This window comes from Paraburkholderia steynii (assembly GCF_900100565.1).
Classification (GTDB): domain Bacteria; phylum Pseudomonadota; class Gammaproteobacteria; order Burkholderiales; family Burkholderiaceae; genus Paraburkholderia; species Paraburkholderia terrae.
The window spans coordinates 97201-118405 of sequence record NZ_FNDI01000029.1; the positions used below are offsets into that span (position 1 = coordinate 97201).

Annotated in this window: 17 protein-coding genes and 1 pseudogene; 12 read left to right on the top strand and 6 right to left on the bottom strand. The window is 62.4% G+C overall.

Annotated elements, in window-relative coordinates:
* Positions 1–32 precede the first annotated feature (32 nt).
* Both clpA and clpS read right to left on the bottom strand, forming a co-directional pair.
* The gene (gene clpA / locus BLT65_RS36855) at positions 33–2333 is read right to left on the bottom strand and encodes an ATP-dependent Clp protease ATP-binding subunit ClpA (RefSeq protein WP_042310436.1); all 2301 of its coding nucleotides are present in this window, start codon (positions 2331–2333) and stop codon (positions 33–35) included.
* The gene (clpS, locus tag BLT65_RS36860; protein WP_007586255.1) at positions 2330–2644 is read right to left on the bottom strand and encodes an ATP-dependent Clp protease adapter ClpS; all 315 of its coding nucleotides are present in this window, start codon (positions 2642–2644) and stop codon (positions 2330–2332) included. Before clpS ends, clpA begins: the two co-directional genes overlap by 4 nt.
* 539 nt (positions 2645–3183) lie before the next feature.
* Between clpS and cspD the strand changes: the two genes are divergently transcribed.
* Positions 3184–3390 carry a cold shock domain-containing protein CspD gene (gene cspD / locus BLT65_RS36865; protein WP_007586257.1) on the top strand — a complete coding sequence of 69 codons (207 nt, stop codon included), beginning with the start codon at positions 3184–3186 and terminating at the stop codon, positions 3388–3390.
* A 92-nt stretch (positions 3391–3482) separates the two neighbouring features.
* On the opposite strand, the gene BLT65_RS36870 is transcribed toward cspD, so the two are convergent.
* The 3 genes from BLT65_RS36870 to icd all read right to left on the bottom strand — a co-directional run bounded on the left by BLT65_RS36870 (position 3483) and on the right by icd (position 7002).
* Positions 3483–5108 carry a multicopper oxidase family protein gene (locus BLT65_RS36870; RefSeq protein WP_091787643.1) on the bottom strand — a complete coding sequence of 542 codons (1626 nt, stop codon included), beginning with the start codon at positions 5106–5108 and terminating at the stop codon, positions 3483–3485.
* Positions 5109–5245: 137 nt separating this feature from the next.
* Positions 5246–5590 (bottom strand): hypothetical protein, encoded by a 345-nt coding sequence (locus BLT65_RS36875; RefSeq protein ID WP_091787647.1) that lies wholly within the window; start codon positions 5588–5590, stop codon positions 5246–5248.
* Between the two features lie 155 nt (positions 5591–5745).
* A complete protein-coding gene (icd, locus tag BLT65_RS36880; protein WP_042310429.1) occupies positions 5746–7002 on the bottom strand; it encodes an NADP-dependent isocitrate dehydrogenase in 1257 nt (418 codons plus the stop codon).
* Between the two features lie 382 nt (positions 7003–7384).
* On the opposite strand from icd, the gene BLT65_RS36885 reads away from it, so the two are divergent.
* From BLT65_RS36885 to fusA, 4 genes are all read left to right on the top strand, one after another.
* Positions 7385–7960 carry a pseudouridine synthase gene (locus BLT65_RS36885; RefSeq protein WP_091787651.1) on the top strand — a complete coding sequence of 192 codons (576 nt, stop codon included), beginning with the start codon at positions 7385–7387 and terminating at the stop codon, positions 7958–7960.
* A 401-nt stretch (positions 7961–8361) separates the two neighbouring features.
* Positions 8362–8556 carry a hypothetical protein gene (locus tag BLT65_RS36890; RefSeq protein WP_042310425.1) on the top strand — a complete coding sequence of 65 codons (195 nt, stop codon included), beginning with the start codon at positions 8362–8364 and terminating at the stop codon, positions 8554–8556.
* Positions 8557–8701: 145 nt separating this feature from the next.
* Entirely contained in the window at positions 8702–9217 is a 516-nt protein-coding gene (locus tag BLT65_RS36895) for a DUF192 domain-containing protein (protein ID WP_091787654.1), read from the top strand.
* A 256-nt stretch (positions 9218–9473) separates the two neighbouring features.
* Positions 9474–11579 (top strand): elongation factor G, encoded by a 2106-nt coding sequence (gene fusA, locus BLT65_RS36900; RefSeq protein ID WP_091787689.1) that lies wholly within the window; start codon positions 9474–9476, stop codon positions 11577–11579.
* A 665-nt stretch (positions 11580–12244) separates the two neighbouring features.
* On the opposite strand, the gene BLT65_RS36905 is transcribed toward fusA, so the two are convergent.
* Positions 12245–12508 carry a hypothetical protein gene (locus BLT65_RS36905; protein ID WP_143036627.1) on the bottom strand — a complete coding sequence of 88 codons (264 nt, stop codon included), beginning with the start codon at positions 12506–12508 and terminating at the stop codon, positions 12245–12247.
* A gap of 52 nt (positions 12509–12560) precedes the next feature.
* On the opposite strand from BLT65_RS36905, the gene BLT65_RS36910 reads away from it, so the two are divergent.
* From BLT65_RS36910 to BLT65_RS47430, 7 genes and pseudogenes are all read left to right on the top strand, one after another.
* Positions 12561–13058 carry a cupin domain-containing protein gene (locus BLT65_RS36910; RefSeq protein WP_042310419.1) on the top strand — a complete coding sequence of 166 codons (498 nt, stop codon included), beginning with the start codon at positions 12561–12563 and terminating at the stop codon, positions 13056–13058.
* A 25-nt stretch (positions 13059–13083) separates the two neighbouring features.
* Positions 13084–14103 (top strand): HoxN/HupN/NixA family nickel/cobalt transporter, encoded by a 1020-nt coding sequence (locus BLT65_RS36915; RefSeq protein WP_091787660.1) that lies wholly within the window; start codon positions 13084–13086, stop codon positions 14101–14103.
* A 258-nt stretch (positions 14104–14361) separates the two neighbouring features.
* A complete protein-coding gene (locus BLT65_RS36920; RefSeq protein ID WP_091787663.1) occupies positions 14362–16047 on the top strand; it encodes an ABC transporter substrate-binding protein in 1686 nt (561 codons plus the stop codon).
* 31 nt (positions 16048–16078) lie between these two features.
* Positions 16079–17089 (top strand): ABC transporter permease, encoded by a 1011-nt coding sequence (locus tag BLT65_RS36925; RefSeq protein ID WP_091787666.1) that lies wholly within the window; start codon positions 16079–16081, stop codon positions 17087–17089.
* Complete coding sequence (locus BLT65_RS36930; RefSeq protein ID WP_091787669.1) at positions 17086–17979, top strand: ABC transporter permease; 894 nt, start codon at positions 17086–17088, stop codon at positions 17977–17979. Before BLT65_RS36925 ends, BLT65_RS36930 begins: the two co-directional genes overlap by 4 nt.
* On the top strand, positions 17976–20093 hold the full coding sequence (locus tag BLT65_RS36935; protein ID WP_091787672.1) for an ABC transporter ATP-binding protein: 2118 nt from the start codon (positions 17976–17978) through the stop codon (positions 20091–20093). Before BLT65_RS36930 ends, BLT65_RS36935 begins: the two co-directional genes overlap by 4 nt.
* A 591-nt stretch (positions 20094–20684) precedes the next feature.
* Positions 20685–21205 (top strand): annotated as a pseudogene (locus BLT65_RS47430) (hypothetical protein); the annotation flags it as partial.

Consider the following 21205-nt stretch of genomic DNA (forward strand, 5'->3'; position numbering starts at 1 on the left):
GCCGTTCTTTATTGCTTCGGACAGTTCGACGTTTAGTCGACTTCCACCGCTTCCGGATTCGGATTGCGCGGCGGCGTCGAGTTCTCGTCGAACGTCAGCGCGACCTTGTCGTCCGCATCGACGTCGACCGTCACCCGACCGCCGCTCATCAGCTTGCCGAACAGCAGTTCGTCGGCCAGCGCGCGGCGGATCGTGTCCTGGATCAGACGCTGCATCGGACGTGCGCCCATCAGCGGATCGAAGCCATGCTTCGCGAGATGCTTGCGCAGCGCGTCGGTGAAGAGCGCGTCGACCTTCTTCTCGTGCAGTTGATCTTCCAGCTGCATCAGGAACTTGTCGACCACGCGCATGATGATTTCTTCATCGAGCGAACGGAAGCTGATCGTCGCATCCAGACGGTTGCGGAACTCCGGCGTGAACATGCGCTTGATGTCGGCCATTTCGTCGCCCGACTCGCGGCGCGTCGTGAAGCCGATAACCGACTTGCCCATCGCTTCGGCGCCCGCGTTCGTCGTCATGATGATGATGACGTTGCGGAAGTCCGCCTTTCGGCCGTTGTTATCCGTCAGCGTGCCGTGGTCCATCACCTGCAGCAGCACGTTGTAGATATCCGGATGCGCCTTCTCGATTTCGTCGAGCAGCAGCACGCAGTGCGGCTTCTTCGTCACGGCTTCCGTCAGCAGACCGCCCTGGTCGAAACCGACGTATCCCGGCGGCGCGCCGATCAGACGGCTCACCGCGTGACGCTCCATGTATTCCGACATGTCGAAACGGATCAGCTCGATACCCAGCGTGAACGCCAGTTGCCGCGCAACTTCCGTCTTGCCGACGCCCGTCGGGCCGGAGAACAGGAACGCACCGATCGGCTTGTCCGTCTTGCCGAGACCTGCGCGCGCCATCTTGATCGAAGCGGACAGCGCATCGATAGCGGGGTCCTGACCGAACACGACGGCCTTCAGATCGCGGTCGAGCGTCTGCAGCTTGCTGCGATCGTCCTGCGACACGCTTTGCGGTGGCACGCGCGCGATCTTCGAGATGATTTCCTCGATCTCGCTCTTGCCGATCGTCTTCTTCTGCTTCGACTTCGGCAGGATGCGTTGCGCCGCGCCCGCTTCGTCGATCACGTCGATAGCCTTGTCGGGCAAATGACGATCCGTGATGAAGCGTGCCGACAACTCAGCCGCCGCCGACAGCGCACCCGACGAATACTTCACGCCATGGTGCTCTTCGAAGCGTGACTTCAGGCCGCGCAGGATCGCCACCGTCTGCTCGACGGTCGGCTCGGTCACGTCGATCTTCTGGAAACGACGCGACAATGCCGCGTCTTTTTCGAAGATGCCGCGGAATTCCGTGAACGTCGTCGCGCCGATGCACTTGAGCGTGCCCGACGACAGCGCCGGCTTCAGCAGATTCGACGCGTCCAGCGTGCCGCCCGATGCGGCGCCCGCACCGATCAGCGTATGGATTTCGTCGATGAACAGGATCGCGTTCGGACGTTCCTTCAGTTCCTTCAGAACCGTCTTCAGGCGCTGTTCGAAATCGCCGCGATACTTGGTGCCCGCGAGCAACGCGCCCATGTCCAGCGAGTAGACCTGCGCATCCACCAGAATGTCGGGCACTTCGCCGCGCGTGATGCGCCATGCGAGACCTTCGGCGATCGCCGTCTTGCCGACGCCAGCCTCACCGACCAGCAGCGGATTGTTCTTGCGGCGACGGCACAGCACTTGAACGACGCGCTCGACTTCCGGCTCGCGTCCGATCAACGGATCGATCCGGCCGTCCTTCGCCATCTGGTTCAGGTTCTGCGTGAATTGCGCAAGCGGCGTTTCCTTTTGCGCGGCGGCTTCGTCCGATTCCGCATTCGCGTCGGTCGACTTCGCAGCTTCGGAGCTGTTGGTCTTCGCGATGCCATGCGAAATGAAATTGACGACGTCCAGACGCGTCACGCCCTGCTGCTGCAGGTAATACACCGCGTGGGAGTCCTTCTCGCCGAAGATCGCCACGAGCACGTTCGCGCCCGTCACTTCCTTCTTGCCGTTCGACGTGGACTGGACGTGCATGATCGCGCGCTGGATCACACGCTGGAAACCCAGCGTGGGCTGCGTATCGACGTCGTCGGTGCCCGGAACGGTCGGCGTATTGTCGTGAATGAAGTTGCGCAGGTTCTGACGCAGGTCTTCAATATTGGCCGCGCACGCGCGCAGCACTTCGGCCGCCGTCGGGTTGTCCAACAGCGCCAGCAAAAGATGTTCGACCGTTATGAACTCATGCCGCGCCTGGCGCGCTTCCATGAACGCCATGTGCAGGCTGACTTCCAGTTCCTGGGCAATCATGCTTCCTCCATCACGCACTGCAGCGGATGCCCTGCCTGCCGCGCGTGGGTAACGACTTGCTCGACTTTGGTCGACGCGATGTCCCGCGTGTAGACCCCACAAACTCCCCTGCCCTCTCGATGGACCTTCAACATGATCTGCGTTGCGGTCTCACGATCTTTATTGAAATACTCCTGCACGACCATCACGACGAATTCCATCGGCGTGAAATCGTCATTCAACAACACCACCTTGAACATGGCGGGCGGTTTCAGCTTTTGATCCTGCCGCTCCAGTACGGTGTTGTCCTGCTTGTCCGGGATAATCGCCATACACCCATTCTAAACAACTCGGACAGGCCCGCAATCCTGTCAAAACCCGACCGGCTGGCCGGACATCTGTTCCCTCCGGCCCTGTGGAGCGGCCTCTCGCGGGTGCGCCCTGCGCCGGGCCGCATGCGGTAGCGGCCCTCCGGTATATCCGTGTTGCAGCTTGATGACTGCAGTCGGATCGAGTATCGCACAACCCGGGCCAGCAAGCTGATGACACGCCAACCCGGAAACTGCCTCTCACCGCTGAACTGCATGTGAGTCGATTATGCGACTTTTCAAGACGCGCCGCTTGCGCCACCGCACATAAGAAAAGCGGGAAAAACCCTGGAAATTGGTTCTTTACAACGAAGAAATGGGCGTCTCAAAATTTTCTTGACACTCGAATAAAGAGACTCAACAATCAAGCTGGCACTTTTTTCAACAAGCCGTTTATACGAAAAAATGCCGTTGGTGAGCTTGTGAGGAGGGACGACTGCAATCCGTGGTCGTTGAGCTTTTCGAGGGCTCGTGGCAGCTTTTGAGTTACAGGGGAAGTTGGTATGGCAACTGGTACGGTCAAGTGGTTCAACGACGCGAAAGGTTTCGGATTCATTACGCCCGACGAAGGCGGTGAGGATCTGTTTGCACACTTTTCGGCTATCCAGATGAACGGTTTCAAGACCCTCAAGGAAGGCCAAAAGGTTAGCTTCGAGGTCGTTCAAGGCCCGAAGGGTAAACAGGCATCGAACATTCAGTCCGCAGCCTGAGACGTTCGATCCGCAGCCTTGAAAACCCGGCTTCTGCCGGGTTTTTTCGTTTCTGGCCTGTGTACTGCCTCTATCGATAACTACGGCCGCATTCAGACAACCTTGAGGGTTGCCATCATGCCGAGATCCTCGTGTTCCAGTATGTGGCAATGGAACATCCGCTCGCCCGCGTCGCGCTGCACCGTCGCGATGCGCACCGTCTCGCCGGGCTGCACGTTGACGGTATCCCGCCATGCGAGAAACGGCTCGCGCGTGCTTGCGCCGCCCCGCTCCCGTCCGATCACCTGAAACTGCGTGCCATGCAGATGGAACGGATGATCCATGTCCGTGCGGTTCTCGATCGACCACACCTCGACTTCGCCGCGCCGGCTGGTGAGCGCGACGCGCGACGGATCGAAACTGGCGCCGTTGATCAAGAACTGCATGCCGGGCGGCAGCGCCGACATCGACGCGCCAGGACGGTGCATGGCGGTCATGTCCATCGCTTCGGTGAAAACGACGGATTTTTGCGGGGCTTTGTCGGCGGCGTTGTCAGCGGCTGGCAGGAACGGCGCGATTGGACGCAGCGTCAGCGGCACGGCGCGCGCCGCGCCGCCCGGCGAGCCGGGCACGAAGCGCACGTCGGCGAGCGGTTTGGCAGGGTCGGCGGGCAGGCTTTTGCCCTCAGTCATCGTCATCTTGCGGCGGTCGTATGTGACAGCGGTGAGGATCGCCGCTGACGCCTGCGCACCTGCGCGCACGATGATCTCGGCGCGCTCGCCCGGCGCGAGCAGCAATTCCGTCAATCCGTCGCGTGGCTTGTCGAGCAGACCGCCATCGGTGCCAACCTGCGTGAAGGTATGCTCACCGCTCAGCGACACGCTCAGATAGCGCGCATTACACCCATTCCACAGACGCCAGCGCTCATCCTGCGCGACATCGATACGCGGGCGCCGCGCGCCGTTCACCAGCACGAACTGCCCTTCGCGGCCGTTCATCCAGTCCATCATGTCGTTCGGCGCGATCGACGCATCGCTTGCCAGTTTCAGGTCCGAGAAGAACAGATGCCGCTCGGGGAACGCGGCGAGCGGATCATCGGCGGCGCGCACGACGATCGGCCCGGCCAGTCCACGAAACACCTGTTCCGCCGACATCATGTGCGGATGCGGGTGATACCAGTACGTTCCGGCACTGCCGCGCGGCAGCGTGAAGCGATAGACGTGCGACGCGCCCGGCGCGACTGGGCTCATCGGATTGCCGTCCTGATCGGGTGGCACGGGCAGGCCGTGCCAGTGAATCGTCGACGGCTGCGGCAGACGGTTGACGAAGCGGATTTCGACGGTGTCGCCTTCGCGCACGTCGATGAGCGGACCGACGATCGGCCCTTGCGCGGCGTCGCCGTACAGCCATAGCGACGTCGAACGTCCCGGCATCAACTGGCGGCGCACGGGTTGCGCGACGAGCGTCGCGCGAAAGACGCCAGCCTCACTGCTCTCATTCGCGAGCTTGCGCAATGCGGCAAGCGGCGCGCCGGCGGGCAGCGCCGTTTCAGGCGCGAGCTTCGGGGTTGCGTGGGCGGCGTGCAAGTTGTCGGCATGCGTCGACGACATGCCAGGCATGTCGTCCATATCGCTCATGCCGGACATGCCGTGCATCGAGTGCTGCGCGAAGACGTTGCGCGTGAAGAGCGACGCGACGGCAACGCTCAATGTGCGGGCGAGAAAATCCCTGCGGATCATGGATCGATTCCTTGCTGATGCGGCGCGGCAACGCGGTTGCACGCAACGCATTGAACATGTGACGGAAGCGAGCGTGACGGATTCAGTCACGCATCGGTTTCTTGTGCGCTATTCGAATGAGCGCCGACATGAAACCGTCACACGATCGGCGGACGCACGGGCGGTGCGCGCGTGACGCTCGCGCGCGCGGGGTCGCTACCGGCGCCCGGCACATCCGACGACGCAATGCGCGCCGCCATGCCGATGGTCGACAGCAGTGCGCCGCAATGCGCGCCGCACGCCGTCATGCAGCACAGCGAATGCGTGCGATGGCAGGACGAGTTTGAATCGCTCGTGCTCGTCGACGTGTCGCGATGAACCGCATTCGTATGCATGCTCATCGCTTGTAGCACGGCATCGTGATGATGCTCGCACGCCGACGCGCCCTGCATGCCGAGCAAGGCGAACGTCAACACGATGAAAATGCGCCACAACGATGTCATGCCTGTCTGCCGATGCCAACAAGTGCGAGATGCAAAGAAAGTGAACCGATCATAACGCAGCCACGTTGCCGCGCAGATGACGAAAGCCCAAAACAAAACCCCGGTTTGCTGTCGCGCGCCGGGGTTTCGTTGAAGATGAAAGCGCTACGCCGCGCTCACATGTTGTCGATCATCACCTGACCGAAGCCCGAGCACGACACCTGCGTCGCGCCTTCCATCAGGCGCGCGAAGTCATACGTGACGCGCTTCGACAGAATCGACTTTTCCATCGACTTCAGAATCGCATCCGCCGCTTCCGTCCAGCCCAGATGCCGCAGCATCATTTCCGCCGACAGAATCTCCGAACCCGGATTCACATAATCCTTGCCCGCGTACTTCGGCGCCGTGCCGTGCGTGGCTTCGAACATCGCGACGGAGTCCGACATGTTCGCGCCCGGCGCAATGCCGATGCCGCCCACCTGCGCGGCCAGTGCGTCGGAGATGTAGTCGCCGTTCAGGTTCAGCGTCGCGATCACGTCGTATTCGGCGGGACGCAGCAGGATCTGCTGAAGGAACGCATCGGCGATCACGTCCTTCACGACGACATCATTGCCCGTCTTCGGATTCTTCACCTTCATCCACGGGCCGCCATCGATCAGCTCCGCGCCGAACTCTTTTTGCGCGAGCGCATAGCCGTAGTCACGGAATGCGCCTTCCGTGTACTTCATGATGTTGCCCTTGTGTACCAGCGTGACCGTGCGGCGATCGTGGTCGAGCGCATACTGGATCGCCTTGCGCACCAGACGCTCGGTGCCTTCACGCGACACCGGTTTCACGCCGATACCCGACGAGTCCGGGAAACGGATCTTCTTCACGCCCATTTCTTCGCGCAGGAACTGGATGACCTTCTTCGCCTCGGGCGAACCCGCCGGCCATTCGATGCCGGCGTAGATGTCTTCCGAGTTCTCGCGGAAGATCACCATGTTGACCTTCTCCGGTTCGCGCAGCGGCGACGGCACGCCTTTGAAGTACTGCACGGGGCGCAGGCACACGTAGAGGTCCAGTTCCTGGCGCAGCGCGACGTTCAGCGAACGGATGCCGCCACCGACGGGCGTCGTGAGCGGCCCTTTGATCGACACGATGTAGTCCTTCACCACCTGCATCGTTTCTTCCGGCAGCCACACGTCGGGACCATAGACCTTGGTCGCCTTCTCGCCCGCGAAGATTTCCATCCAGTGGATTTTCTTCTTGCCGCCGTAGGCCTTTGCGACCGCTGCATCGACGACCTTGATCATCACGGGCGTAATGTCGACGCCCGTGCCGTCACCTTCGATGTACGGAATGATCGGCTGATCGGAAACGTTGAGCGAGAAATCCGGGTTGACTGTGATCTTGTCACCGTCAGCCGGAACCGTGATGTGCTGATACGCCATGATCGGACTCCAGTGATAGCTGTACTGTGAGAACAGGTTGGAAATGCGAAACCGGGGCGCCCCTCTTGCGCGCGACGCGGTGCCGCGCCGATTCGAGTGCTGATGCCAGATACCGATGCAGCAAGCGGCCAGGCGGTTATTCTAGCCCACGTCGACACAAGGCCGCGCTCGGGACATGCACATATGCCAGTACACCGGCGAGACTGCACGAGAACGAACACACTGTCTTATGTCTTATATAAGACATAAGACATGCTCCAGCGCATTATGCATTAAGATCTCGCCATTCGCTACCCGACGCAGCCGTCGAGACTCGCAGCGCGCTTCGACGCTATTGCTACGATCGCACGGTTGACGCATCCGCCCTTCGCCTCGTTCACGCATGACTCTGCTCGCTCTCAACAAACCCTTCGGCACGATCTGCCAGTTTTCGGCGCACGAAACGCGCGCGTCGCTGGCCGATTGGGTAAAGATGCCCGGTATCTATCCCGCGGGGCGACTTGACTCCGATAGCGAAGGTCTACTGCTGCTCACGGACGACGGCGCACTGCAGGCGCGTATCGCGGAGCCGCGGCACAAGCTGGTGAAGCGATATTGGGCGCAAGTAGAAGGCGCGCCAACAGACGACATTCTGAAGGCGCTCGCGCGCGGCGTCGATCTCGGCGACTATGTGACGCGTCCTTGTCGCGCGGAATTCGTCGAACCCGGCGAAGCGCTATGGGCCCGCACGCCGCCCATTCGATATCGCGCGGCGATTCCGACCACATGGATCGAACTGTCGATCACCGAAGGCAAGAACCGCCAGGTACGCCGCATGACGGCGGCCGTTGGCTTTCCAACGTTGCGTCTCGTTCGGGTCGGCGTCGGCGCGCTCGATATTTTTTCGCTTGGATTGCAGCCAGGCGAGAGCATCGAGCTACCTTCGCGCGCGCCTTGGGAAGGTGTCACATCGTCGTGAATACGCCCGCAAAAAACCTGCCGATATTCCGCTAAGCCGTTGTATCGACATGCGTTTTCTATTCGATTGCGTCATTTGAAAAATGCGCGCGAAAAGCGTTAAAAAGTACCGATCTGCGACGCGTTATCACACTCACAAAAATTCCTGAAAATTTTCGTCAACCGCGTCGCGCGTTCATGCGTTACTCGACGCAGATGCCGATAAAGCTGTCCGGCATTCAGCCTCAAGAGCCTTTGCACATGCCGCTCCAACGAGCTGTATGAAGGTGTCTGAACGCTCGCAGCCGCAAAGAAAAATTTCTTCGATGCGGATGTCAACCGAAAGGTGGACGGCACGTTTAACGACATGACTCAACCTAATCGGGTCATTGGGTTAATTAACTAAAGCTGAGGATTTGCAAAATGAACAAACTGATCGCCGCTCTGGTCGCTGGCCTCTTCGCAACGGCAGCATTCGCACAAGCTTCGGCACCGGAAGCAGCTTCGGCAGCTCCGGCAGCAGCAGCTTCGTCGCACAAGGCAACGAAGAAGGTTTCGCATAAGAAGTCGCACAAGAAGGCAGCAGCTCCGGCAGCAGCTTCGGCAGCTTCGGAATAAGTTTGTTGCAATAACGCAGTCAAGAATCAAGCAGTTTTGCCGTTCTTACGGCGTTGAAAGGCAGATGGCCACAAGGCTCTCTGCCTTTTTGTTTTTGACGCGCTCGCGTAACATGCGCGGATCATATTCAGCAAGGAGCTATGTCGTGCGATTTTCATTGCGCTCGTTGATCGCGCGCTTCGCGATTGCAGTTGCATTGCCTGTTGCCGCATTGTCGGCCGTGTCGCTGACGGCGATGTCCGCGCAAGATGCGCATGCGCAGCAGATGCCCCAGGGCGCCAAGCAACCCAGCGAATTTCCGCGCGCCAAGCTCACGGCAGGCATGTACGTCATCGACGCCGCCGTCGCCGCGAACGATGCGGACCGCGAACAAGGTTTGATGTACCGCACGCAACTCGCACCGAACGAAGGCATGCTGTTCGTGTTCGGCGAGAACGCCGTGCATTGCTTCTGGATGAAGAACACGCTGATCCCGCTGTCGATCGCATTCATGCGCGCGGACGGCACGATCACCGACATCGACGAGATGCAGGCGGAAACTACCAACAACCATTGCCCGAAGAACAACGGCGTCTACGCGCTGGAGATGAGCAAGGGCTGGTTCACGTCGAAGGGCATCAAGCCCGGTATGAAGATGCAGGGACTGCCGGCGCCGCAATAAGCGAACCCGCCTCCCACACACGAACCGGACGGAAGCCGGCGCAGCCGCAAGGCGCGCCGGCTTGTTTTTTATCCGCCGCGCCGCAACGTAGGGCGGGTGCCAGCTCTGGCGGCTTCTGGCAGGATTCCTGCAAAAGCCAGGCCGACACGCTATTCTTATAGTCTCACCAGCAGCACCGAGATCGTCCGGGCCACGCAGCACATGCCAGCAGAAGGCCCGGCGCCAGCCACCGGCGCGCCAACACATGGAGGTTCACGTGCCCCGCAAGACTCCTATCGAGCGATACCGGAACATCGGTATCAGTGCTCACATCGATGCCGGCAAGACCACCACCACCGAACGCATTCTTTTCTACACTGGCGTGACTCACAAGATCGGCGAGGTTCACGACGGCGCGGCGACGATGGACTGGATGGAACAGGAGCAGGAGCGCGGCATCACGATTACCTCGGCGGCCACGACAGCCTTCTGGAAAGGCATGGCGGGCAATTATCCGGAGCATCGGATCAACATCATCGACACGCCGGGCCACGTCGACTTCACGATCGAAGTCGAACGCTCGATGCGCGTGCTCGACGGCGCGTGCATGGTGTACGACTCGGTCGGCGGCGTGCAGCCGCAGTCCGAAACCGTATGGCGCCAGGCGAACAAGTACAAGGTGCCGCGCATTGCGTTCGTCAACAAGATGGACCGTGTGGGCGCCGACTTCTTCCGCGTGCAGCGCCAGATTGGCGAGCGCCTGAAGGGTGTCGCGGTGCCGATCCAGATTCCCATCGGCGCGGAAGAGCATTTCCAGGGCGTCGTGGATCTGGTCAAGATGAAGGCGATCCTCTGGGACGAAGAGAGCCAGGGCATCAAGTTCACGTACGAAGAGATCCCCGACAACCTCAAGGACCTCGCACATGAGTGGCGCGAAAAGATGGTCGAGGCGGCGGCGGAAGCGAGCGAAGAGATGCTCGAAAAGTATCTGACCGATCACGAGAGCCTGACGGAAGACGAGATCAAGGCGGGCTTGCGCAAACGCACGATCGCCAACGAGATCGTGCCGATGCTGTGCGGCAGCGCGTTCAAGAACAAGGGCGTGCAAGCCATGCTCGATGCCGTGATCGACTATCTGCCCTCGCCTGTCGACGTGCCCGCGATTCTCGGCCACACCGAAGACGACAAGGAAGCGGAGCGTCACCCGAGCGACGACGAGCCGTTCTCCGCGCTCGCATTCAAGATCATGACGGACCCGTTCGTCGGTCAGTTGATCTTCTTCCGCGTGTATTCGGGCGTCGTGAATTCGGGCGACACCGTCTACAACCCGGTGAAGGAAAAGAAGGAGCGCCTCGGCCGTATTCTTCAGATGCACGCGAACGAGCGCAAGGAAATCAAGGAAGTGCGCGCGGGCGACATCGCGGCGGCTGTCGGTCTGAAGGAAGCGACCACGGGCGACACGTTGTGCGACCCGAACAACATCATCATCCTGGAACGGATGATCTTCCCTGAGCCGGTGATCTCGCAGGCCGTCGAGCCGAAGACGAAAGTCGACCAGGAAAAGATGGGCATTGCGCTGAACCGTCTCGCACAGGAAGACCCGTCGTTCCGCGTGCAAACGGACGAAGAGTCTGGACAGACGATTATTTCGGGCATGGGCGAATTGCACCTGGAAATTCTCGTCGACCGGATGAAGCGCGAGTTCGGAGTCGAGGCGACGGTCGGCAAGCCGCAGGTCGCATATCGCGAGACGGTGCGTATCAAGGTTGAAGGCGTGGAAGGCAAGTTCGTCAAGCAGTCGGGCGGACGTGGGCAGTACGGTCATGCCGTCATCACGCTCGAGCCCGATCCGGGCAAGGGCTACGAGTTCGTCGATGCGATCAAGGGCGGCGTGATTCCACGCGAATTCATTCCGGCTGTCGACAAGGGTATTCAGGAAACGCTCAAGGCTGGCGTGCTGGCGGGTTATCCCGTTGTGGATGTGAAGGTGACGTTGACCTTTGGTTCGTACCACGACGTCGACTCGAATGAAAACGCGTTCCGCATGGCTGGTTCGATGGCGTTCAAGGATGCGATGCGTAAGGCGAAGCCCGTGCTTCTTGAGCCGATGATGGCTGTTGAAGTGGAGACGCCTGAGGACTTCATGGGTAACGTGATGGGCGATCTTTCTGGCCGGCGCGGCATTGTGCAGGGTATGGAGGATATTGCCGGCGGTGGCGGCAAGCTCGTGCGGGCTGAGGTGCCGCTTTCGGAGATGTTTGGGTATTCGACGTCGTTGCGGTCACTAACGCAAGGGCGTGCTACCTATACGATGGAGTTCAAGCATTACGCTGAGACGCCGAATAATGTCTCGGAAGGGATTATTAATTCGAAGTCCAAGTAACCCGGTTTGGTTTGCTTGGTGCGAAGGCCTGTTCCTGATGGGATGGGCCTTTTTTTTGGCTGTCTGCGACACTGGGTGGTTTGCTTGGATTTTCGCTGGCATCCGCGTTACGGTATCCGCCGTTCACGCGTCGCCCCTGTGCGGGGCGGCACCTACTTTTCTTTGCCGCCGCAAAGAAAAGTAGGCAAAAGAAAGCGGCTAACACCGCCAACATTTCTTCTTGCCTGAGGGCCCCCAACCGGTCCCTTACTTCACGCGGCAACTTCTCGATTCAAGTTCGTTGCCAGCGCTCTTGCAGTGCGCCTCACCCGCTTCACGCTCCCGCGTTTCAGCATGCCTTGCCAGATAGTCCACCGCCGCCCAGGTGGCAAACTGTGTGTAGGCCGTAGCGCATCACACGCCTCACTTCGGACCCGATTGCGCACGCGTTCCACCCTGTCAGAGCGCCAAGCTATACGACGCAACAACCTACACACAGTTTGCCACCTGGGCGGCGCAAACCATTCGCTGCCGCTAGCTCTTGTTCGGGTGTTTGAAGTGGGTGAGGCGGTCATTCGAAGCGTTGGCAACGAACGCGAACAGAAAGGCCGCCGTGTGAAGCGTGGGACCGGTTGGGGGCCCTCAGGCAGGAACTAGAACTGGCGGTGTTAGCCGCTTTCTTTTGCCTACTTTTCTTTGCGGCGGCAAAGAAAAGTAGGTGCCGCCCCGCACAGGGGCGACGCGTGAAGCACGCTAACAAAACGCGGAGCCAGCGCAAAGGCCAAAACACCGAACAGCGACGCTTGAAGCACGAAGGCATAACGCGGATGCCAGCGCAAAAGCCAGAACAACCAAACCGGCCGCGCCACGAATCCAAACCGCGAAAGCAACGGCATACCAAGCGTCGCCAGACAACCCAAAACCCCAACCCCACTCAAACTTTTGTCCATGCCAGAATAACCAACCACGACGCCCCGCAAGCGCCCGGCAAGGAGACAAGCCATGAGCCACGATCACGAGCACACACCCCAAACCCCGATTGACTGGCGCGAACACGGCGTCAAAGTCATCAAGGGCGACCAGCTCGACACGAACACGCCACAAACCCCGGGCATGAACCGCGCCGCCGCGATCAACGCCGCGCGCGCCGGCGCGCAGAAGCTATGGGCGGGCACCGTCACAATCCACCCGAACGCAAAGACAGGCGCCCACCACCACGGCGCACTAGAAAGCGTGATCTACGTCGTACGCGGCCACGCCCGCATGCGCTGGGGCGAGCATCTGGAATTCACGGCCGAGGCGGGCCCCGGCGACTTCATCTTCGTGCCCCCGTATGTCCCGCACCAGGAAATCAACGCCAGCACCGACGATCCCCTCGAATGCGTGCTCGTGCGCAGCGACAACGAAGCCGTCGTCGTGAACCTGAACATCGACGCCGTCGAACAACCCGAAACCGTCTACTGGGTCGACCCGATCCACAAGCACCCGCACGATCATTGACCAATCGCAAACCCAGGCCCAACGTATGACGCCGACCCTTTCGCTGCGCCCCCGCCTCGTCACGCTGTATGCCGGCCTGATCACCGCCAATCTCGCCGCGTGGGCGTGGGCGCTGATCGCGTTTCGCGACTATCCGCTGCTGCTCGGCACCGCGTTGCTCGCCTATGGCTTCGGCCTGCGGCATGCCGTCGACGCCGACCACATCGCCGCAATCGACGCCGTCACGCGCAAGCTGATGCAGGAAGGCAAGCGGCCGCTCGGCGTCGGACTGGCGTTCTCGCTCGGACATTCGACCATCGTGATCGCCGCCACCGTCGGCATCGCGTTGGCGGCGCTGTCGCTGCACGGGCGCTTCGAGGCCTTTCATGCCGTGGGCGGAACCATTGGCACGATAGTGTCGTCGGTCTTTCTGCTGGTGCTGGCCGGCGTGAACCTCGTGATCCTGCGCGATGTGTGGCGCCGCTACCGGCACGTGCAGCAAGGCGGAGAACTGACGCACGAAGACGCCGCACGCGGTGCGCCCGCCGGTCTGCTGTCGCGCGCGCTGAAGCCCCTCTTCCGGCTCGTCACGAAAAGCTGGCAAATGTACCCCGTCGGCGTGCTGTTCGGCCTCGGCTTCGACACGGCGACGGAAATCGGCCTGCTCGCCATCGCCGCCGCCGAAGCGGGCAAAGGCCTGCCGCTCTACTCGATCCTCGTGTTTCCCGCGCTCTTCACGGCGGGCATGACGCTCGTCGATTCGACCGATAACGTGCTGATGGTCCACGCCTACAGCTGGGCCATGGACGACCCGAAGCGCAAGCTCTACTACAACGCGAGCATCACGTTCGTGTCCGCCGTGGTCGCGATCGCGATCGGCGGCATCGAGGCACTCGGCTTGCTATCGGACAAGCTCGGATTGAGCGGCGGTGTGTGGGACGCGGTGGCAGCCGTCAACGAACGCTTCGGCATGCTGGGCTACGGCATCGTGAGCCTCTTTATGCTGTGCTGGATCGGCTCGATTTTGTTTCATCGCTGGCGCAAGCCCGCGCCGCTCGGCCGATAACACTGCCGCGAACCGCGCTCCGCCTGAGCGCCGAAACAGCCGCCCCAGCGCGGCCGCCCGTTGCAGCGATGCGCCGCGCCGTTGTGCGCACGACACAACTGCCGCCGCGAATCGTATGAAGGGAACCGCGCGCGGCCGCGAATCCTCCCAATCCAGAGGCAATCGCTTACACTGAACCCGCATCATCGTCGCACTACCACCGCAGCGCCTCGCGACAGCACGCGTGGCGTCCCAACAGAACGGATCGGACCACCATCGATGAAGAAATCCGCGGACCCGCGTTTTGCGCCTCGCCCGGCAGAATCACTTGACCTGGAAGCGGCGCGCCGCAGCGCCAACGCCCACGGCAATCACGCCATCGACGAATTTCTCGCCGGCCGCCTCACGCGGCGCGAACTGCTGCGTTATGCGAGCGTGATCGGCATGTCGCTTGCGGGCGGCGGACTGCTCGCACCACGTAGCGCCCGTGCGCAAGCCGCGGCGGGCGCGAACGCGACGATCCGCGTCGCGCACCTGACGCCCACGGGCGCCGTCGATCCGATGACGGTCACCGACTCCGCGAGCCTCTGCCTGCTCAATCAGACGGGCGAATTCCTGATCGACGACGACGGCGAAAAACAGACGCTCAAGCCCGTGCTCGCGCTGTCGTGGAAGCCGAACGACAAGGGCGACGTGTGGACCTTCAAGCTGCGCGAGAACGTGAAGTTCCACGACGGCCAGCCCTTCACCGCGAAGGACGTCGCCGCGACCTTCGACCGCCTCGCCGATCCCGCCGCCGGATCGGCCGCGCTCTCGACATTGAAGGGCGTGCTGTCGAAGGGCGGCACGAAGGTCATCGACGATCACACGGTCGCATTTCATCTCGACGCGCCCAACGGTAACTTCCCGTACTACGTTTCGTCCGACAACTACAACGCGGTGATTCTCCCCGCGAACTACGCGGGCAACTACGAGAAAACCTTCATCGGCACGGGACCGTTCAAGCTTGAGAAGTACCAGGCGAAAGTCGGCGTGTCGTTCGTGCGCAATCCCGACTATTGGGGCGAAAAAGCGCTGCCGCAGCGCGTGCAGTTCACCTTCTACGCGGACCAGCAGGCGCAGATTCTCGCGCTGCAAGGCCATCAGGCCGACGTCATGCCCACGTTCACCGTGCAGGGCGGCCAGGGTTTGATCAACAACCCCGAGTTCAAGGTGGTCGGCGTGAAGTCGAGCGCGCACCGGCAGATTCACATGCGCGTCGACAGCCCGCAGTTCAAGGACAAGCGCGTACGCCAGGCGCTCGCGCTGTCGCTCGATCGCGACGTCATCGTCAAGGGTCTCTTCAAGGGCCGCGCGCAGGTCGGTAACGACAGCCCGTTCGCACCCGTGTTTCCCTCTTCGGATGCGGGCGTGCCGCAGCGCAAGATCGATGTTGCGAAGGCGAAGCAATTGCTCGCGCAGGCGGGCGTGCCGAACGGTTTCGACGTGACGCTCACGACCGAGAAGTTCATGGAGATTCCCGACCTCGCCGTCGTCGTGCAGAACTATGCGAAGGCGGTGGGCATCCGCATCAACCTGAAGGTCGAGAGCCAGTCGCAGTACTACGGCTCGGGCACGCCCGGCAAATCGGACTGGCTCGATTCGCCGCTCGGCATCACCGACTACGGCAGCCGCGGCGTGCCGAACGTGTTCCTCAACGCGCCGTTGACGAGCACGGGCACATGGAACGCCGCGCACTTCAAGAACCCGCAGTACGACAAGCTGGTCGCCGATTACGTCGCCGCGCTCGATATCGCCGCGCAGAAGAAAGTGTCCGCGCAGATCCAGACGCTGCTGCTCGACGAGACGCCCGTGATCTTCCCGTTCTTCTACGACCAGCTGATCGCCGCGCGCAAGCAGTTGAACGGCGTGCGCTTCACGGCAATCGCGCAGCTGTATTTCGATCGCGCGACGCTCGCGGCCTGATTGCGCGCATCGCTGCGAGCAAGGGATATCGATGTCCACCACGGTTTCCGCTTCCGTCGCTCGTGGCCCACGCGGCAGCGCGATGCGTGTCGTGCGCTTCATCGGCACGCGCGTCGGGCTGTCGTTGATCACGCTGTGGCTGCTGTCGGTGATCGTGTTCGCGGGCGGCCAGTTGCTGCCCGGCGATATCGGCCGCGCGATACTCGGCCCGCTCGCCGATCCACGCGCCGTTGCCGCGCTCAATCATCAGCTCGGCGCGGACCGTCCTCTTCTTACGCAATACACGCAGTGGATCACCCACTTCGTGCAAGGTGACATGGGCTTGTCGTACACGTATCGCGAGCCGGTTGCGTCATTCGTCGGCAGTGCGCTGGCGAACTCGGCGAAGCTCGGCTTTCTGGCGTTCATCGTGGTGGTGCCGCTCGGCATCGCGGGCGGCGTATGGGCGGCGATGCACGCAGGTCGCTGGCTCGACCGCACGATCAGCATCGTCGGTCTGTCAGCTACCGTCGTGCCTGAGTTCGTGTCGTCGATCGTGCTGATACTCGTGTTCGGCGTGTGGCTGCAATGGCTGCCCATCGACGCAACGTATCCGCCCGACGCAGGCATCTTCACGCAACTGAAGCATCTCGTGCTGCCCGTCCTGCCGCTCGTGTTCGTGTTCTTCGGCTATATCGCACGGATGGCGCGCGCGGGCACGGTCGAGGCGCTCGACGCCGACTACACGCGCACCGCAATCCTCAAGGGATTGCCGCCGCATATCGTGATCGGACGGCATGTGTTGCGCAACGCCTTGCTGCCGACCATCACCGTCGCGGCGACACAGCTCGGCTACATGATCGGCGGACTGGTCGTCGTGGAGACGCTGTTCCACTATCAGGGCATCGGCTCGCTGATCTACAACGCCGCGAAGGCCAAAGACTTCCCGATGCTCGAAGGCGGCGTGCTGACCATCGGCGTGGTCTACACGGTCGCCAATCTCGTCGCCGATGCGCTGTACGTGCTGCTCAATCCGCGCTTGCGCGTAAGGAGCGCCGAATGAGCACGATGGCTTCGCCTCCGCCCTCGTCGAACACACCCGCACCCGCCGCGACGCGCGCTAGAGACACGCGCTACGACACGCTGCGCATGCTGCTGCGCTCGTCGACCTTCATCGCCGGCGCCGTGATCGTGCTGTGGTGGATCGTCTGCGCGATTGCAGGAACGTGGGTCGCGCCGCTCGATCCCTACGCGTCCGATCCATTGAACTCGCTCACGCCGCCTGCGGCAGGCCACTGGTTCGGCACCGATCAACTGGGCCGCGACGTGCTTTCGCGTGTGATCGTCGGCGCGCGCGACATCCTGACCATCGCGCCGCTCGCGACGCTGCTCGGCACGCTCGCGGGCACTGCCCTCGGCCTCACGGTCGGCTACTTCGACGGCTGGGTCGACAACGTGATCGGACGCGCGATCGATGCCGTGCTCGCGCTCCCGCTCGTGATCGTCGCGCTGCTCGCTCTGGCCGCCGTGGGTGCGTCGAACCTCACGGTGATCCTCGTGATCGGCATCACGTTCACGCCCATCACGGCGCGCACGGTGCGCGCCGCCGTGTTCGCCGAACGCCATCTCGACTACGTCGCCGCTGCCCAACTGCGCGGCGAGAACGCGTTCTACATCATGTTCGCGGAGATCCTGCCGAACGTGTTGTCGCCCATCATCGTCGAAGCGACGGTGCGTCTCGGCTACGCGATCTTCGCGGTCGCCACGCTGTCGTTCCTGGGCTTCGGCATCCAGCCGCCGTCCGCCGACTGGGGCCTCGCGCTCTCCGAGTCGTACACGCTGATGGCAGGCGGCGCATGGTGGACCGTCGTGTTCGATGCGGCCGCGATCGCGTCGCTGGTGGTCGGCGTGAACCTGATCGCCGATGCCGTGCAAGGAGCCGTCGACGGATGAACGGCCCTTCTCCTCCGCCACCGCCCGCTTCGTTTCCCGCTTTCGATGTGTCGAAGAGCGAGCAGTCCGACGCGCTCACGATCGTCGGCCTGACGGTCGCGTATCGCACGCGCGGACGCGAGCGCGACGTGCTGCAAGACGTGTCGTTTCGCATCAGGCGCGGTGAATCGTATGGGCTCGTCGGCGAATCGGGCTGCGGCAAGTCGACGGTCGCGATGGCGACGCTGCGTTATCTGGCGCGCAACGGACGCGTAAAGGCGGGTCGCATTTCGATTGCGGGCAAGGAAGTGCATTCGCTCGACGCCGCCGCGTTGCGCGATCTGCGCGCGAACCGCATCTCGATGGTGTATCAGGACCCGTCGCGCGCTCTCAACCCATCGCTGACAATCGCGCGCCAGGTGGCCGAAGCGTTCGAGGCATCCGGCGCGACTCGTGAAGATGCGCTGAAGCAAACGGCCGACATGCTGCGCAAGGTGCGCATCGCCGAGCCCGAACGCGTGATGGACAATTATCCGCATCAGTTGTCGGGCGGTATGCAGCAGCGCGTCGTGATTGCGATGGCGCTCGCGTCGAAACCCGCGCTGCTGATTCTCGACGAACCGACCACCGGTCTCGACGCCACTGTCGAAGCCGAAGTGCTCGATCTCGTCGCGCAACTGCGCGACGAGTTCCACACAGCCGTGCTGTTCATCAGCCACAACCTCGCGGTGATCGGCAGGATGTGCGAGCGCGTCGGCGTGCTGTACGCTGGCAAGCTCGTTGAAGAAGGGGCGACGCAGGACGTGTTTGCGCGGCCGCGTCATCCGTACACGGTCGGCCTGTTGCGCTGTCTGCCGACGGTCGGCCGCAGCAAGGACACCGACCGGCTCGACACGATTGCAGGCAGCCTGCCGCAGCCGGGTTCCATCGCGCAGGGCTGCATCTATGCCGAGCGCTGCCGTCTTGCCGACGACCGCTGCCGGCGCGAAGCGCCGCCGCCGTACCGCGTGAGCGCGCGGCATGGCGATCAGATGTCGCGCTGCCATTACCACGAGCGCGCAATGGAACTGCCGCGCGCGACACCCGCCAATGCGCCCGCTCATGCTTCCGGCAACGCGCACGAAACCCGCGACGCTTCGCCCGTGCTGCGCGCGGAAAGCGTATCGAAGACATTCCACGTCGCGGGCGCCGCACTGCGAGCCGTCGACGATGTATCGCTCGAACTCGCGAAGGGCGAGACGCTTGGTCTCGTCGGCGAATCGGGCAGCGGCAAGACGACGCTCGCAAAGTTGCTGCTCGGCCTCGTATCGCCCGATGCGGGCAGCGTGATCGAACTCGACGGCACGCCTTTGCCGGCGCGCGTCACGAACCGTAACGACGAACAGGTGAAGTCGCTGCAGATCGTGTTCCAGAATCCCGACTCGGCGCTTAATCGCGCGCACTCGGTCAGACGGCTGATCGGGCGCGCCTTATCGCGCCTGTCCGCGCTGCATGGCGACGCGCGAGAGGAAAGGCTCGCGTCGCTGGCACAGGCTGTCAGGCTGCCCGACCGTTATCTGACGTCGCGCACACGGCAACTGTCGGGCGGGTTGAAGCAGCGCGTCGCGATTGCGCGCGCGTTCGCGGGCGATCCGCGCATTGTCGTTTGCGACGAACCGACCTCTGCGCTCGACGTGTCCGTGCAGGCCGCGATCCTCAATCTGCTCGCCGATCTGCAGCGCGATCGCAGCGTGAGCTATGTGTTTATCTCGCACGATCTGAATGTCGTGCGCTATCTGTCCGATCGCATCGCGGTGCTGTACGTCGGCCGCCTGCTGGAGATCGGGCCCGCGTCGGCCGTGTTCGACGGTCCGCATCATCCTTATACGGAAGCGTTGTTGTCGTCGGTGCCCGCGCTCGATCAGCGTGACGGCGAAGCATCTCCCGACGCGAAGCCGCAGCGCATCCGCCTCGCCGGCGAACTGCCGAGCCCCGCCGCGCCGCCGTCCGGCTGCGTGTTTCATACGCGCTGTCCGCGCAAGCTGGGCGCGATCTGCGAGCAGCAGGACCCGCCCTACGCCGATGCCGGCGACGCGCATCGCATCCGCTGCCATATCCCCGTCGACGAATTGCGCGTGCTTCAGCGCCGCAACTGATCCCCTGTCCCCGCGCCGCATCGTCGCGCGCTGAAACGAAAAACCGCGTCATTCGAGGCCTGCGTTTCAGGTCCGAAACGTTTTTTGTGCGTTTCGATGCGCATACAACCGAGCCGTCACGCGAATGCCAGGTGCGACGGGCGTTCGCGCCCAATGGCATGTTTATCGCTAAATGACGCTCACGCATGGGGTTGCGTCGGGATCGACAAATCCTCGGCAACGCTAATTCGCGCCGTCACGACGAACGACGCAACGGCACGCAGAAAGGACAGTCGATCCCGCGTCGGGCGGATGAAGCGTCATCGCATCCGCCGGGCTATGTGGGGCTCGCACGCGGTCCGGCGCCGACAGCCAACGACAACAGGCGCCAGGCACACATCAGAAGCCGCAGGCAGCGGGATGCCAGGCAGGGAGCGTCGCGCGCGACGTGCCGTCGAAAACGGCACACGCATCGCGAACCGGAAGAGCGAAAAAGCTCCGCCCGCCGCCGAACGGCTCAGCGCGTGCAATACGAACAAACGGGACAAGGCGACAAGCAGTGAATAAGAAATGACGGCTTGCGGGGGTCGTCGTTTCCTCGGGAGAGGTACGATGAAGAACAAATCATTCGATACGTACTACTACAATGTTATACGGGGTACGGCAACCTTCGTGGTTGGCGCGGGGACTTTAATGGCGGCCCAGTTCGTTCAGGCCGCATCCGCGGACGATGTGATTCCGAAGTGGATCGTCACAGCCGATGCGCCGCTGCCTGCCAGCGGAGCGTCGGCTGCGATGCAACCTGCACAGAACGATACGGCATCGACGGGCGCGGAGTCCGGCACGACAACGGCAGCTGACGATGCGGCTTCAGTTTTTCTTCTCAAGACTTGTGTTGGCAACGCCGGCAACTGCGCGCCAAACGGCGGACGCGGTAGCGGCGCAGGCGCGAGCGCGAGCGCGGGTGCCGCTGGCGCTGGGTCGTCGGGTTCGTCGGGTTCGTCCGGCGCGGCTTCAGGCGGCGGTGGCGGGTTTGGGGCTGCGGCAGGCCCGAGCGGCAATTCGAGCGGTGGTGGGTTTGGTGGGGGTAGCGGGAATGGTGGTGGTGGTGGTGGTGGTGGTGGTGGTGGTGG